This is a genomic window from Oceanobacillus sp. CAU 1775 (assembly GCF_054482815.1).
In genome coordinates, this window is sequence record NZ_JBTLRO010000001.1 from 467,248 (window position 1) to 482,581 (window position 15,334).

At 34.8% G+C, this 15,334-nt stretch carries 12 protein-coding genes; 10 read left to right on the forward strand and 2 right to left on the reverse strand.

The window, feature by feature from the left end; all coding sequences use genetic code 11:
- Positions 1-267: a hypothetical protein gene (locus ACXYMZ_RS02235; protein WP_458946723.1), complete on the forward strand. Its 267-nt coding sequence runs from the start codon at positions 1-3 to the stop codon at positions 265-267.
- Between the two features lie 53 nt (positions 268-320).
- On the forward strand, positions 321-524 hold the full coding sequence (locus ACXYMZ_RS02240) for a hypothetical protein (protein WP_458946724.1): 204 nt from the start codon (positions 321-323) through the stop codon (positions 522-524).
- Positions 525-1,132: 608 nt separating this feature from the next.
- Here the strand turns inward: ACXYMZ_RS02240 and ACXYMZ_RS02245 are convergent.
- Entirely contained in the window at positions 1,133-1,360 is a 228-nt protein-coding gene (locus ACXYMZ_RS02245; RefSeq protein WP_458946725.1) for a hypothetical protein, read from the reverse strand.
- A 209-nt stretch (positions 1,361-1,569) separates the two neighbouring features.
- Here ACXYMZ_RS02245 and ACXYMZ_RS02250 point away from each other — a divergent pair, with 209 nt between their 5' ends.
- The 5 genes from ACXYMZ_RS02250 to ACXYMZ_RS02270 are packed head-to-tail and all read left to right on the forward strand — an operon-like array spanning position 1,570 to position 6,717.
- Positions 1,570-2,157 carry a TetR/AcrR family transcriptional regulator gene (locus ACXYMZ_RS02250; protein ID WP_458946726.1) on the forward strand — a complete coding sequence of 196 codons (588 nt, stop codon included), beginning with the start codon at positions 1,570-1,572 and terminating at the stop codon, positions 2,155-2,157.
- Positions 2,158-2,179: 22 nt separating this feature from the next.
- On the forward strand, positions 2,180-3,037 hold the full coding sequence (locus ACXYMZ_RS02255) for an amidohydrolase family protein (protein ID WP_458946727.1): 858 nt from the start codon (positions 2,180-2,182) through the stop codon (positions 3,035-3,037).
- Positions 3,034-3,753 carry an enoyl-CoA hydratase/isomerase family protein gene (locus ACXYMZ_RS02260; protein ID WP_458946728.1) on the forward strand — a complete coding sequence of 240 codons (720 nt, stop codon included), beginning with the start codon at positions 3,034-3,036 and terminating at the stop codon, positions 3,751-3,753. The genes ACXYMZ_RS02255 and ACXYMZ_RS02260 overlap by 4 nt, the downstream gene beginning before the upstream one ends.
- 21 nt (positions 3,754-3,774) lie before the next feature.
- Complete coding sequence (locus ACXYMZ_RS02265) at positions 3,775-5,385, forward strand: AMP-binding protein (RefSeq protein ID WP_458946729.1); 1,611 nt, start codon at positions 3,775-3,777, stop codon at positions 5,383-5,385.
- A gap of 15 nt (positions 5,386-5,400) precedes the next feature.
- Positions 5,401-6,717, forward strand: a complete 1,317-nt coding sequence (locus tag ACXYMZ_RS02270) for an APC family permease (protein WP_458946730.1) — start codon at positions 5,401-5,403, stop codon at positions 6,715-6,717.
- Between the two features lie 123 nt (positions 6,718-6,840).
- Here ACXYMZ_RS02270 and ACXYMZ_RS02275 read toward each other — a convergent pair whose 3' ends face one another.
- On the reverse strand, positions 6,841-9,000 hold the full coding sequence (locus ACXYMZ_RS02275; RefSeq protein ID WP_458946731.1) for a BspA family leucine-rich repeat surface protein: 2,160 nt from the start codon (positions 8,998-9,000) through the stop codon (positions 6,841-6,843).
- A gap of 820 nt (positions 9,001-9,820) precedes the next feature.
- Here ACXYMZ_RS02275 and ACXYMZ_RS02280 point away from each other — a divergent pair.
- The 3 genes from ACXYMZ_RS02280 (at position 9,821) to ACXYMZ_RS02290 (ending at position 15,196) form a co-directional block, all read left to right on the forward strand.
- Positions 9,821-10,996 (forward strand): hypothetical protein, encoded by a 1,176-nt coding sequence (locus tag ACXYMZ_RS02280; protein ID WP_458946732.1) that lies wholly within the window; start codon positions 9,821-9,823, stop codon positions 10,994-10,996.
- A gap of 329 nt (positions 10,997-11,325) precedes the next feature.
- Positions 11,326-13,545 (forward strand): O-antigen ligase family protein, encoded by a 2,220-nt coding sequence (locus ACXYMZ_RS02285; RefSeq protein ID WP_458946733.1) that lies wholly within the window; start codon positions 11,326-11,328, stop codon positions 13,543-13,545.
- Between the two features lie 142 nt (positions 13,546-13,687).
- The gene (locus tag ACXYMZ_RS02290; RefSeq protein WP_458946734.1) at positions 13,688-15,196 is read left to right on the forward strand and encodes an LPXTG cell wall anchor domain-containing protein; all 1,509 of its coding nucleotides are present in this window, start codon (positions 13,688-13,690) and stop codon (positions 15,194-15,196) included.
- Positions 15,197-15,334 lie beyond the last annotated feature (138 nt).

Below are 15,334 nucleotides of genomic sequence, written 5' to 3' on the forward strand. Positions count from 1 at the left end.
ATGAATAATACGCCAACGGTTTCATATATAATTGACGCCCCTAATGACTCTTACTTACATGTTCCTCGTGTCGGACATGAGGCGATAATTACAGTGGGAAATATAAATTCTATGGAAGAATATACTATAAAGGGTGGATTTGCTTCTGGAAATGTAACTTTAGCGGTTCAAAATCCAACTTATTCTGTGAAAAGAGAAAATAGTAATGAGGCAGCTCTATTAGACTTTTTTGGTATAACTTATGAATCAATGTTGAAGCAATTATAGTAGATAATGATGAACCAAAGCCCCCTTTAGATGAATACAATAAACTTAAAACAATGGATTCCTTGAAATATGAAGTTGAGGAATATAGTTTTACAATTAATTTGGCAGAATCATTTAGAAACAGGTATGCAGTCAGTACGAGGAATTGGCAGAGAAATTCGATTAAAACAATTGATTTTACATTTATGGATGAAGGAGAAACGCTAGTTAATATATTTAGTATTGTAATTTCCGATTTGACAGAGGAAGATTTTTAATTATTTTGAAGGTGGAGTTGTACAATTTATCACAACATTAAATGGATATTCTATTGGTTAGAATACACCTGGGGAGCGACCAGTGGTACTACTCAACGATGAGAGTAAACAAAATCTACTGAATGAATTAGCTAATATGGTTAATGAAGTTGTACCATATATTGTGGATAACATTGATTGTGAATCTTAAATTATAAAATTAGGATGGGTGAATCGAATAGATTATTCTCCCTATATTCGCATATCGTCCGCTGGGTACTCATGATTTACACAAGCCAGAAACGATTCAATCAACGATTGAAAAACTATCTATGTTACACCTAATTAGAACTATACGGGATCATGATTTTGTATTGAAGTTTTTGAAGATTGATAGACAAAAAGGTATTTTAATAAATGGTAGTGAACTGGTTAAAATAGAGTAAAAGCAAAAGATTAAAGCAAGGCTAGAATCATTCCTGCGATCAATGGGTTAGGCCCCATGACGTAAATAATTTTAAATGTAAAAGAACGGGGGCCATATTTCTTTTAATGAAATTGAAGCACTATATTGTACTAATAAAAAATGCTGTATACTCCGGTTAAAATCTTTCATTATGAAACATAAATTAGATTACAGTACTTTCTATGATCTCATTTCTATTATTATTCGTGATCATCAAAGAGTAGGGTGGTTCATTCTCGTCTAGTTGTTTTAATAGCTTACTTAAATCTTTAATACAATCTTCTTTATCATAGACTTCATCGAATTGTAAACTATGAAATATAGATAATACATGATACTTTAAGTCTACAATTTCCATCTTATTTAATAACTTTCCCTCTAAATTACTCATTTCCTTCACTCCTCACATTTAAATAGTTTCATAGTATTCTAACCAATGGGGATTTATTTATACCCTTTGAAAAGTTTTAATGATGACAAGCATTTTTTAAATCTTATTAGTTAAGCTAAAATCAGTAAAAATACCCCTTGCATTTCTATCGAACGATTGATAAAATATATTTAAGTATTCAGATACTTGAAAAAGAGAGGATGCTATATTTGACAACAGAAGAACTTATTATTAAGTCAGCAGTTAAATTATTTTCACAAAAAGGTTATGCAGCGACAAGTATCCGCGATATTGCAGCGGAGACAGAATTAACTTCTTCAACCCTTTATTACTATGTTAAAGGAAAAGATCAACTATTAATTCTAATCATGGAAAAATACTTAAAAATGTTACTCGCAGAAACAGAGTCAATGGAACTTGAATCAAAGTCACCAGACGAAGCGCTTGCTAGCCTTATAGGTTTGCATGTAAGAACGCACGGAACGGAACAACTACCAGCTCTTGTTGTGGACACGGAATACAGATCCATGGTTGGCGAAGACAGAGAAGTAGTAAAGGGATTAAGAAATGAATACGAAGAGAAGTGGCTACGTGTACTAGAACGCGGAGTTGAGGAAGAGGTATTCAATATTCCTGATGTCAAAGTGACGGCTTATGCGCTCATTCAAATGTGTACTGGAGTTGCACACTGGTATGTTGAGGGAAAGCGTTTCTCTATCGAAGATGTCATTAATCAATATATGGAATTAGGATTACAAATGGTCGGAGCAAAAGCGGTAAATCTTAATAAAATCTAATCAAAGAGGAGGAGATGTATACATGAAAGCCATTGACATCAGGGTTAGACTGCCACAAGAATTCCGTCCGAAAGTAGAAGAGGAGGACTTTTACGGTAGGTATGATGAGGTTTTAAATGTGTTAGACAACAATAGTAAAACACTAGCAGATCTTGAACTAGAAATGGAACAAGCAAAAGTTGGGTTTGCGGTGATTCATGCTGAATATGAATTTGGGGATACAGCGGACGAAATGAATGAAGCATTGGCTAAAATAGTGGCAAAGCAACCGGATAAGTTTGCAGGATTTGGTGCAGTTTCTCTTAATAATTTAGAGCCGATGAGGGTTGTAGAACAAGCGAAAACTATTCACAAGGCGGGACTAAAAGGAATCAATCTACAACCAGTATTTTTTAATGTAGATCCACTCGACGCTAAATTATATCCGCTTTATGCGACTGCTTCTGAATTGGGATTAATTATCTCTTTCCATACAGGCATTCACTATTCAACACAGCACTCTTTGGCAAAAAACAGTCCAATTTTCATCGATCAGATAGCATCAGATTTCCCTGACTTAAAAATAATTGCTTGTCATGGTGGCTGGCCATGGGTACATGAAATGGTTGCTGTCGCAAGAAGGCACGCCAATGTTTATATCGAATTTGGCGGAGTTGCTCCGAAATACATTGGTCGACCTGGAAGTGGTTGGGATCCGCTTTTCCAACTCATGAACAATTTGCTGTCAAATCAAGTTTTATTCGGAACGGATTGGCCAGTTATCCCAATGGAGCGTGCGGTTGAAGAATGGAAGAATCTGGGATTAAAAGATGAGGTAGTTGAAAAATTATTATATAAGAATGCTCTAAACCTTTTAGGGATGAAGGAGGGTGACCGATGAGTTCAACTATTCTTACGGAGTGGGACGACGAGATCGCCTTCATATATTTTAATAGACCGGAAAAAATGAATGCGCTTTCAGAAGAAGTTGTATCTCATTTACATAAAGCTTTAAAGGAGGTAGCGGAAAAAAATCCTAAAGTCGTTGTTTTATCAGGAAAAGGTCGGGCATTCAGTGCAGGGCATGATTTAGAAGGACCACCTCTTGATCCAAGTAGTATGGAAGCACAAAAGTTCATGCAACAACTTCAAGAGATAACGCAACTGATTGTAAACATGCCAGTGCCTGTCATTGCGTCTGTAAATGGTTATGCGCTTGGAGCTGGTTGTGAAATTGCGATGAATTGTGATCTTATTCTTGCATCTGAAAAAGCAGTTTTCGGATTTCCAGAAGTAAAGGTTGGCCTATCCATTACACAGGGGACTTCTTACTATCTTCCAAGAATGGTAGGACTAGCAAAAGCGAAAGAACTACTATTTTTTAGTGAAAACTTTTCAGCTGAAAAAGCGCTCGAATTAGGAATGATCAATATCGTCGTTCCGGAAAATAAGTTGCAAGAACAAACAGAGAAGTGGGCAAAGGAATTAGTAACTAAACCAGCACATGCATTAGCAGCAGCAAAGAAACTCTTGAATCAAGGTATGGATTCAACTTTACAGCCTGCACTTGTCAAAGAAATAGAAGTCGTACAGGAGTTACTATCCAATAATAGATAAATCGAATGGAGTGATTGAGAGATGCAAGGATTAAAGAGAAAGTCGGCTACTAACTTTCTTGAGTTGGTAGAAGAAGCGGCTAACCAATGGGGAGATAAGTACGGATTAATTTTTGATGAGACAGATGAAAAAATTACTTTTAATGAAATTAATGCACGCGTTAAGGAGCTATCTGCCATTTTATCGAATCAAGGAATTGTTCAAGGAAATAAAGTTGCTTTAATGCTTCCAAATGTTCCTGAATTCCCATTAACCTGGTTAGCTATCGGATCAATTGGTGCGACGATGATTCCCATGAACATTCGTTACCAATTCTTTGATGCTTCTTATGTTTTAAGCAATTCTGAAACGAGCTTAGTAATTACAGTTTCTGAAAAAGTAGACATGCTACACACGATAAGGGAAGAGGAGCAGTTAGCATTCAGAATCATTACCATCGACGAACCTCACCTCCATGCAAACGCATATCTTCCAGATTTATTGAATTTCAAATTAGATCGACCAACAGATATAAAAGTGTACCCAGAAACATTAGTGAATATCCAATATACTTCAGGCACAACTGGTAACCCTAAAGGGTGCATGCTTTCTCAGAACTATTGGTTAACCATCGGGAAAAAGTTTTCTGATAGTAGTTTTTCTGAATTTGATCAGAACGATGTTTTATTAACAGCCCAACCATATTACTATATGGATCCACAATGGAATACGATTGCAGCTCTATCCACAGGTGCAACATTAGTTGTTTTAGATAGATTCAGTCCTTCGAGCTTTTTTGAAAAAATTCGAAAGCACAAAGCTACCTTCTTTTATTGCCTAGGGAGTATGCCAGCATTGCTTTTGAAAATGCCTAAATCGGAAGAAGATCGTAACCATAGTCTGCGATTAGTAGGTTGTTCGGCAATCCCATCAGGTCTTCATGAGCAACTCGAGGAAAGATGGGGAGTTAAATGGTATGAAATTTTCGGGATGACAGAAACTGGATATGACTTATCGATGACGGAAGAGGAGCATGATCACTATATTGGAAAGGGTTCCCTTGGTAGACCAGCGGAGGGCAGAGAAGTACGGGTAGTAGATGATAAAGACCGACCAGTAAAGCGGGGAGCAGTTGGTGAACTCGTACTTAGAGGAACAGGCATGATGGATGGTTATTTTAAGAATGAAGAGGCAACAATGGAGGCTTTCAAAAATGGATGGTTCCATACGGGGGATCTTGTCAGACAAGATGAAGACGGCATCTTTTATTATGTCAGTCGCAAAAAAGACATGATCAGAAGAAGTGGAGAAAACATATCTTCTGCTGAAGTTGAAACAACTATTCTGAAGCATAACGTAGTGAAGATGGCAGCTTGTGTTCCAGTAGAAGACGAGATTCGGGGAGAAGAAGTGAAGGTGTATCTTGTTTTTAATGAAGAGGTGTCTGATGAAGAAAGTCAGATAAAAGAACTAATCGCTCACTGTGAACAAAATCTTGCCGCATTTAAGATACCGAGGTATTGGGAAGTGAAAAAAGATCTACCACTTACCCCGTCAGAACGTGTGGCAAAACATCTACTAATAAAAGAAAAAGCTGATCTACGATTGGACTCTTATGACCGAGTAGAAGAGATTTGGAGAACAGAAAAATAAAAGGGGGATTAACAAATGAATGAGCAGTCTGGAAAAATAAGTCTGGTCGGTGCAATAGCGATCATTATTGGTACAGTTATTGGGGCATCCATCTTTATTTTATTAGGACCGGTAGCAGGGCAGGCAGGTCCAGCTTTATATTTAGCTTATATGATTGCGTTTATCCCAGCCTTCTTTGGTAGTATTTATTATGCGCAGTTGGGAGCTGCAATGCCGACAACCGGCGGGTCATACTTTTATTCGAAGCGGTTACTCTCAGCAAAGGCAGGATATATGGTAGTTATGTCGTTGATCCTGGGTGGAATTGGAGCAATTGTTATGCTGTCCCTAGGATTCGCTGAGTATCTACAGTTCTTCTTCCCAAACTTAAATATTCAATTGACTGCAGCCGGAATAGTTCTCGTGTTATTAGCTATTAATTTATTAGGACTAAAAACGGCGGAGATATTTCAAATACTCATGACATTGTGGATATTGTTGGCTCTCCTCGTGTTCATCGTACCAGGCCTGTTTGCAGTCGACACACAAAATCTAACACCAATGTTTCCGAACGGATTCGGTGGTTTGATGATGGGGTCAGTACTTGCGGTTTACTCCTATGTCGGTTATGGAATTATCTCTGAAATTGGTGGAAATATTAAAGATCCAACGAAGAACGTTCCAAAGGCGATATTTATTAGTTTAGGAATTATCGCAGTTGTATATGCTTTCGTCTGTTTTGTAGCGATTGGAGTTATCCCTTGGGATACACTAGCAAATTCGGGAGCATCTGTCGCAGAAGCAGCACAAGTCTTCTTGCCTAGCTCTGTCATCTTCTTTATTAGTATCGGGGCATTATTCGCTACGGCAACAACGATTCATGCTGTATTGATGACAGTACCAGGAGATTTTATCGCATTAAGTAACGAAGGTATCTTCAATAAGAAATTGCATAGCAAAACAGTAAACGGTACTCCAGTTGTGCCGATCGCTTTCATGAGTGTGCTAGCAATTATCGGTATCTTTAGTGGATTATCTGTAGTTTATTTTACAACCATTACAATTGTCGGCTTACTCTTTAACGCTGTTGTGATTGGTATCGCAGCATGGCATCTTCCGAAGAAGGAAAAAGCTTTATATGAAGCAGCTCCTTTCCGAGTGAAACCAGGATTACTGAAGCTGACAGTAATTTTGGGAGTAATTAGTAATATTGTGTTTATTACGCTGGCGTTATTGGATGCTCCTTCAATTATATTGATCTTTGTCTTGTGGGTCGGATTAGGTTTCTTGCTTCATAGAAATAGAATACCGAAGAATGAAGTGGTAATGGAGAGTGAGAAGTCGATATCTTGAGAGCTATTCGTAACTTGTAACGCATAAAATAAGCGTGATACCTTTTTCCATCTTAGTCGGGAGGTATCACGCTTTTTATAATTACTAAAGCTTCAATCTTATACTCTACTCATCTTTTTTCTGTTAATTATTCCTCGCGATCCTTTTGACTGTTACATTGTCAACTTGTTCAATTACCTTGTCACTAACTGCTAGAGGACCACCTAAAATATATACTTTTGATATAGAATTATCTCTTATAAAATCTAATACTTCAGGAGCTATTCTATTAACATTAGTTAATAACAAAGGTGCATTTTTTTGAGAAGCTAATGGCCCTCCTGCTAATGCATCGGGGAAATTATATCCGTTCGCTAGCACTAATGTATCTAGGTTATCGTACATTCCATTAGCTATTGCTAGTGCTGTTAGTTCTCTATTAGATCCACTGATTCTTTCTACAATATATCCTTCTTCTTTTAATTCGGCTTCTACTTTTTCACTGATTACCAACGGGCCGCCAATAATATTAACCTTTTCTATTCCCCACTTTTTTAGTGCTTCTTTACTTGCAGCGTGTAAACTGTTTTTTGAGGTAAATAGTATTGGATTTCCATCTCTTCCAGATGGTGGACTAACTCCTAATCCATCAGGGTAATCTGTGCTTGCCACTAGCATAGCAGTTTTACTGTGACTTTTTTCTATAAGTTTATTTCCTATAGCTACTGCTGTTGCGAATCGATTAGATCCTTGAATTCTAGATACGGTATAGTTTTTCTTTAGATTTTTCTCAACATCTTCACTTATTACTATTGGGCCACCAAGTAAAATTACATTCGATGCTTCTAATCTTTCAATTTCTTCGAATATCTCAACAGGAACATTATTTCTCTGGATTAATAATATTGGTGCATTCATTGAAGTAGCTAGTGGGCCTCCAGCTAACGCATCAGGAAAATCATACCCATTTACCAAGATTACTGTATCTGCTTTTTCGTAAGCTATTTTGCTTATTTCAACGGATGTTTTATGTCTATTCGTTCCTTGTAGTATTTCTATACTTGGTTCGAAGTCTAGACCGATAATCTCCATATATGGAAACTTATTTATTAAGGAATGCACAAAAGAATCTAATTCTTCGGATACCTGCCAATTCTTTAAATTTAACGTATTAGCATAATCAATCAGCTTTATTGCTTCTAAATTATACAACTTATCAATATTCCAATTAGATAAATCGAGGTAATCTGCTCTAACCCCTGCTTGCCCCCGTCTTTTCTGAAATAATCCATCTAAATCTGTAATCCCTGATAAATTCCAATTGGATAGATCTAGTTTCTCAAAAGGGTAGGAAAATATAGAATTTGTAAACATCATTGTCATTTTTGTAGTCTTAGATACATCCCAGTTAGATAGATCTAATGAGTTCAAATTAGTACTTTCAAACATATAACTCATACTTTCTACAAGAGATGTGTCCCAACTAGATAAATCTAAAACACTTAAACTAGATGCATTACTAAACATATTGCTCATATTTGTAACCTTAGATACATTCCAATTAGATAAATCCAAAGCTGTTAAACTTTTAGCATACCTAAACATGCCACTCATATTCGTAACATTAGAAGTGTTCCAAGCAGATATTTTTAAATCATTTAGTTTGGAAGAAGTAGTAAAGGTATTTCCAAACATTGAACCCATATCTGTTACGCTGGATACATCCCAATTATTCAAATCTAGTGACTCTAGGCTACTAGTGTCAAAAAATAGGCTACCCATATCGGTTACATTAGATACATCCAAGTTTTTAAGTTCAATAGATTTTAAGTTTGGCATTCTTGAAAGCATGTATCGCATATTCGTAACATTAGATGTGTCCCATGTGGATAAGTCTAATGATTCTAATTTAGAAGCACTGTCGAACATATAACTCATGTCCGTAACATTTGAAATATCTAGTAACTCGAAGTTTTCTATTCCTATAAGATTGCTAAATCCCCTAAATAAATGGGGAGAGTCTGGTAAAATTACTTCTCCCTCTATAACCACATATCGAATGATAGATTTATAATTTGACCAAGGATAAGTTTCATTATAACGAGAACCTTCCCGTGGCTTTAATTCACCTGCTCCAAGATATAATATTCCATCCTCCGTTAAACGCCAGTCAATACCGTGGTTTCCTTCTGCCATTATTCCTTCATTGCTGCTTTCAGCTGAAATATGTAGTGGTGTTAGTAGAAATAGGAGTATTGTTGTTGCTATGAAATACTTTTCAATAAAATATTTGTTGTTTCTCAATTTTATCCCGCCTTTATAGGTTCTTATTCAATTTTTTGGTGCAATTTATATAACATTTATAAATTGATTATATCATCATGGTATAAAAATACCATCCTCTAAATAATGGTGTTGGTGCTCTTATATGGATAGTTGATTGTTATAGAAAGAATCTCATGTGTAATAAGTTCTTCTCTTTCCATTACCACTTCTCTTCTCGAAATTTAGAAGTAAGATGCATATATTGAAACATAACAATAGGACTAGTTTTTTATTTTTTCAATGATATAATTTCGAATATATAGATTTTTCACTATGGTAAATCTTTTGTTTGCCAAAGGGATATAGATTTTAGGGAAATTAAACAATAATAATGAACTGTTTTTATTAAATTCAAACCAATCAATTAACAAAGCTAGGCAGGATAATGAGTAGGATATTTTGTATGGAGTTTATTATTTAGGAAATAAGACAAAACATGCAGTGAAAATGAAAATTCTTATCAACGGCATAATTTTTTAAAAGTCTTATCCGAATGAAATAACGCGTATTGCACCTGTTAGATCAAGTGACCGTTTAATGGGGGGGAGTAGTGGGTTATTTTCACAAAAATGCTATCGATAATATAAGGGCAGGATTCAGAGAGTCAATGGGAGAATTATTGGCATATCTCGAAATAAGATTTTCTGATAAGAAAGTTATAAATATATTCCATGATATTGAATTGGGGTTTTTTGACTACGGTTATGAGTCCGGGAGAGGAGGTCGAGTAGGAGGTTGATTAGGTAGCTTTTTCGTTCAATGAAGGATAAGTGTTAATATTATTTTGGTGGTGTTAATTATGGAATTAAATGTAGATATGATTGATTTTTCGAATATTGATAATAGAATTGATCATCTTGATAAAGAGCGAATTGCGGAATTGATACAAGAGTACTATAACGGCTCGAATATATCGGAATTAAAAAAAGAATATGATATAAAAGTTGCCAATTCACAATTGGTAAAAATTTTCCCTAAAAGACGAACGGAACAAGATTGCAGATATTGTAATGTTGAATTAATTATAGATTGGCAATCGAGATCTGCTGCACTTTCTAATGAATCATACTGCCCGAATTGTAATCATACAGGGATAGGCTCCTGTTACTGTAAGAATTGTATAAATATGAGAAATGCATTAATAGAGCAAGAGAATGAACTTAAAAAACAGCGTATCGCTGAGACATATGATTTATCCAGTTTAAAGAAAGTTGATGAAAAAAACTTAACTTTAGAAGATAAATTATATCTGTCAGTTTTAATAAGAAGTTGTATGGATGAAAATTTGAATTACATTTTACCAGTGAAACAGGCGTCTGAGAAATTAACACCTACATCAGAGTTCACGACTGAATTGATAAAAACATTAACTGGAAGAGATCTTATTGCACCTCACCCAGATTCTTCTTTACGCGCTTTTCCAGATGACGAGGATTTCCCGTTCGGGTACTACATATACGAAGTGATTTATACACTAAACATTGAACCTCACGATGGAAGCTATTTTAACATGGTTCAGAGATTATTGTATCCATCTCAAGAGGAGTTCGAAGAGGATAAAGAGTTCTGCTTTCAAATGTGGAAGAAGATAGCAGTTAATGAATCATTAGAATATCTATCATATAGTATGGAAAAAGTAGGGTTCAATGAAAAAAAGGGAGCTAAAACAATAAAAGTCTTAGAGAGGCTTTTAGAGTATTTTTCAGTCGCACAAATATATAGTATTATTTATAAGTCTATAGCAAACAGTACTAAATTGTATCAAGAAGGAAAGTTGTATAAAAATCACGCATCCAACACTGTAATTACTTCTTGTGAATCATTTGGAGAAAGAGCAATAGCAGAAGGATGGAATTTAACAAAATACCGCAGAGATTTTAATTTGCCAGAAACGGTAATTAGCAAAGTATTGTTTACTTCTATTCTTAAGATAGGTTCAATGTCTTTTGAAGAGAAGCCTACCTCGGAGATATGATTTGTTTATGATATAAAAAAAGTGATTAATCGTAGGTCCTGAGTTTAGAAGGTGTGGATTTGGAAATTATGCTCAAAGCAAAGTATTTTCGGAGCGATATTAATCGACTGAATATAGAACTTTAAGAGCGTCACTTTTTGCTGCTAAATTCCACTTTTATATAAAACTATATAATTCACTTTATTCGAAATCGGTTCTTCAGTTGAAATTATATAGACTGAAGAACCATTTTTTATGTTCATTTATTATAATATTTATAATTTTTCACCGATAAGGACTAAAGTATTGTATAATATTATTGTATAAGAAGATTGGAGGCTGAAAATAACATGAATTGGTTCATTTTACTTATATTAGGATTAATTTTTATTATTTCACCTTATGACCGAGGACTTTACTTTGATAGGGATTTATATAGTATCCAACTAGTCATCTTTGGTCTTTTTATCATGTTATATATAACTTTATTAGTAAAAAAGGAAACCGATTCTATAAAGCCTATATGGGTCATAATGATTCTTCCATTTTTCTACCTTATTTCATTAATCGGTGCGGAAAGCCCTATAGGAGCATGGAATTCCTTATTAAGATGGATAGGATATACTGCATTTTTTATTTTGTTATACTGGGCTGCGCGTAAAGAAAGAAAAATTAAATATTTACTTCCCTTCATTTTTCAAGTAACAGGAATATGGATTGCTATACATATGTTATTAAATGAATTTGGTTGGATGGAGTTCTCCTCCGCCTTTATTTTCAACCGCTTTGCTGGAGTCTTTCAGTACCCTAATACATTAAGTGCTGTCATGGGGATGTATTTTTTATTTAGTATATTCATGTTATTGCACCCACGTCTTAGAGCGATACACAAAATTATTTATGGAATACCATTAGTTATTTTTCTAGTTACATTTATTGAAACTTACTCACGTGGCATGTTATTAATTCTGCCAATCATGTGGTTTTCAGGACTATTATTACTTCGACAAGCTAAGCAATTAAGCTATATTGTTTATACTTTAATGTCTTTAATCGCTAGCATTCTTGGCGTGTTTAGTCTACAAAGTGACCTCGCTTGGTTATTTTTATTAATACTTTCAGTTGGAATAGCTCTGTTTATTCATACATATGATAAATTCCTCCAGAAAGATAAGATGAATAACTTTGTACAGAAAATATCATCTAAAAGGGTCTACCGTCTTGTTGTGCCAGTATTAATAGTTGTAATGGCACTACTGTTATTAATGGATTTTGGTTTTAAAGGATTTGTCTACCAGCAACTCCCTGGAGACTTACAAGAGAGAATTTCAAGTATGAGTGGCAGTGCATCTGCAAGAGAACGTACTCTCTTTGTGCAAGACTCATTTAAAATATCAATGGACGCTCCTTTATTTGGTCATGGAGGGGATGCATGGGAGCCATTATATCGTAGTTACCAACAATTACCTTACCAAGCAAATAAAATACATAATGAATACATGGAGTTTGCTGTAGATATTGGTTGGATTGGATTAGTGTTCTTTATAGCTGTTATTGGTTACTTTTTCTTCATTATTTTTAGGAGTTATCAAGATGAGCAAGAGAATATGATTTTTCCGGCTATATTAATTGCTAGTTTTACAATACTATTCCATAGTTTTATAGATTTTGACTTAGCCTTTGGGACAGTTTGTTTTATGCTTTTATGGCTATTGGTTATGGGATTGACATATCAAAAAGTGGAAACTGTAACAAAGAATAACAGTAAAATGATTCCTCGTTATTTTAGTTATGCATTTGTAACGCTAGTGCTTGTCGGTGTCTTCATGTCTTATCAATTTATGAATGCTGAACAAAGCTTTCGTAAAGCTAACTCTGTAAAAAATCCCTATGAAAAGATTAATTACCTATCAGAAGCTGTAGAAAAGAATAGTTATAATTATCGGTATTTATTAAGATTAGCGAGTTTACGTGCTTCTTTAGCTGAACAAAATCATGACGTAGAGACTAATACAAAAAATGTAATTCAGCTAAGTAATAGAATAGTCGAGCTTGAACCTAATAATGCGTTCCTTTACTCGCAAGTTTCTAGATTACTTGAGGATATTAACGAATTAGAGTTGGCAGATGAATATGTTGAGATGGCAATGGATCTTGACCCATATGGATTAGTTAATTACGAGACACATATGAGTATTAATTTAAAGAGAGCTTCAATTGAAAACAATATTCTCGAAAAAGAAGCTATATTACATACTGTAGTGGAAACATATAGGAATCTTGTGGAACAAGTTGAAGAAACTTTATCACTAGATTATGCAGAATATCATAATAGTAGGGATTTCCATTTATCTGAAGAAGCAATGATTTATGCAGCAGAAGCTGGCTATTTATTAAATGACTCCGATTTAATAAGAGATATACTTACCCATTTCAAAGAACCAGGTGAGGGTGAACAACAAGTGGTTTATTTTCTTCTTTCTACTTTAGAGAGATTAAATAAAAATGATGAACGGGGTAAGTTAGTGCATAAATACCAAGCAGTTTATCCTAACTTATTTTCGGATTGACAGTATTATCAGACTTTAGTATTGACATAATGGAAAATTATCACTAATATGGAGAGGTAATTGTTTGATTATTTTGTCAAAAAAGGAGGGTTGAGGTTTTAAAGCAAGTCATTTTAAACAATTAAGTAAAGGGGATTAGAAAATGAAGACTAGTAATTTATCATTTCTAAGTGGTTTAATTGCTTTTGCTTTAATTTTAACATTAATTACTCCTATGACAACTACATACGCTGCAGAAGCTGATAATGATGATTCGGTAAGAGATGATGTTTACGACGTGCGTGACGATGTGTACGGAGAAGATGATGAGTATTATGAAGATGATGAGACTGTAACTGAAAGTGCATATAAGTATTTGTGGGATATTGATGAAGTAGAAAATGGTATTATTTCTCTACCTCATACAGGTACTGTGATAATAAGTAATGAAACACTTACAAGTATAGATCATGATACGCACATCCATATGTCAAATCAGGGTGCTGAGTTATGGATACCTATAGATACTCTAAAACAGGCCATTGGAGATGACTTTAGAGTAGTTGTATCTTTGTATGATTTCACATCACAATACGATAATATTAAAGGACTTGTTAGTAATCTATACGAAGTGAATCTTGGGGTTGGTATGAAAACATACGAAGAAGAGTTTTCAGAGCCATTTGGTATGGTAATAAATATTAATCCAAACAAAGTAAGTAATTGGGAAGATCTTGTTTTACGTTCATTTGATGAGAGTGGAAATTACATTGACTTGAAAAGTCAAGAAATGTACTATAATACAATCACTGGTGAAGTAATCTTTGATGTTTATCAATCTGGTAAATACAGCTTAGTAGAAGTTCCAGGATCTGGTGATCATAAAGATTCAGGTGTCGATGAATCAGAGGATGAATACGAAGAAACTGTAACAGACAATGCATACAGAAATCTATGGGATAAAGATGAATTAGCAAAATATCTCGATAATAAAGGTAATGTCAATCTACCAAATACAGGAACACTGTTATTAGATAGTAAAGTTCTAAAAGATTTAAATGACGATGCTAAAGTGAATCTATCAATCGACGGTGTTCACTTATCAATTCCTGCAAGTGTTCTTAAACAAATTGTTGGTGATGACTTTAGAGTATCGGTATCTTTAGAGGATGTCACTTTAAACTATGAGGAAATCGAAGGACTTGTAAGTAGTGTGTATAGATTTAACTTAGGAGTGGGATTAGAAACATACGATGGCGAGTTCTCAGAACCATTTATTCTCACTTTTAAAGTTGATCCAAGTAAAGTAACAAATTGGAATGACCTTGTTTTGCGTTACTTTGAAGAAGATGGTACGTATACAGACTATAAAAATCAAGTACTTAGCTACAATGCAGAAACTGGTGAAGTAGTCGTAGAAGTTTACCACTTTAGTGAATATGGTATCGTAGAAGTTCCGGGATCAGGAGATCAAGCAGCCGGAGATGGAACCACGGATTCTACAGAAGATGAAGAATCCGACGAAACAGCAACTACTGGAACAAATGGCCCAGGCAATGTACTACCACAAACAGCTACAAGTATGTTCAATTTACTAGCAATTGGGTTAGGCTTAATTCTAACTGGTTTAGTGTTATTTATAAGAAACAAAAAAACTGTAGCAGTAAATTAATAGAATGAAACATGGGGACGGTTCTCGCGTTGCACTAATGCAACACGAGAACCGTCCCCATGTTTCACTAAAAATCTAACTTTTCATTATATTACTTCTTCATTATTTCTAATTCATGTATACTGATATGTATAACAA

Excerpts from the sequence above, each read along its gene's own strand:
- ACXYMZ_RS02235 (WP_458946723.1), top strand. The coding sequence starts at position 1 with ATGAATAATACGCCAACGGTTTCATATATAATTGACGCCCCTAATGAC.
- ACXYMZ_RS02240 (WP_458946724.1), top strand. The coding sequence starts at position 321 with ATGGATTCCTTGAAATATGAAGTTGAGGAATATAGTTTTACAATTAAT.
- ACXYMZ_RS02245 (WP_458946725.1), bottom strand. The coding sequence starts at position 1,360 with ATGAGTAATTTAGAGGGAAAGTTATTAAATAAGATGGAAATTGTAGAC.
- ACXYMZ_RS02255 (WP_458946727.1), top strand. The coding sequence starts at position 2,180 with ATGAAAGCCATTGACATCAGGGTTAGACTGCCACAAGAATTCCGTCCG.
- ACXYMZ_RS02260 (WP_458946728.1), top strand. The coding sequence starts at position 3,034 with ATGAGTTCAACTATTCTTACGGAGTGGGACGACGAGATCGCCTTCATA.
- ACXYMZ_RS02265 (WP_458946729.1), top strand. The coding sequence starts at position 3,775 with ATGCAAGGATTAAAGAGAAAGTCGGCTACTAACTTTCTTGAGTTGGTA.
- ACXYMZ_RS02270 (WP_458946730.1), top strand. The coding sequence starts at position 5,401 with ATGAATGAGCAGTCTGGAAAAATAAGTCTGGTCGGTGCAATAGCGATC.
- ACXYMZ_RS02280 (WP_458946732.1), top strand. The coding sequence starts at position 9,821 with ATGGAATTAAATGTAGATATGATTGATTTTTCGAATATTGATAATAGA.
- ACXYMZ_RS02285 (WP_458946733.1), top strand. The coding sequence starts at position 11,326 with ATGAATTGGTTCATTTTACTTATATTAGGATTAATTTTTATTATTTCA.
- ACXYMZ_RS02290 (WP_458946734.1), top strand. The coding sequence starts at position 13,688 with ATGAAGACTAGTAATTTATCATTTCTAAGTGGTTTAATTGCTTTTGCT.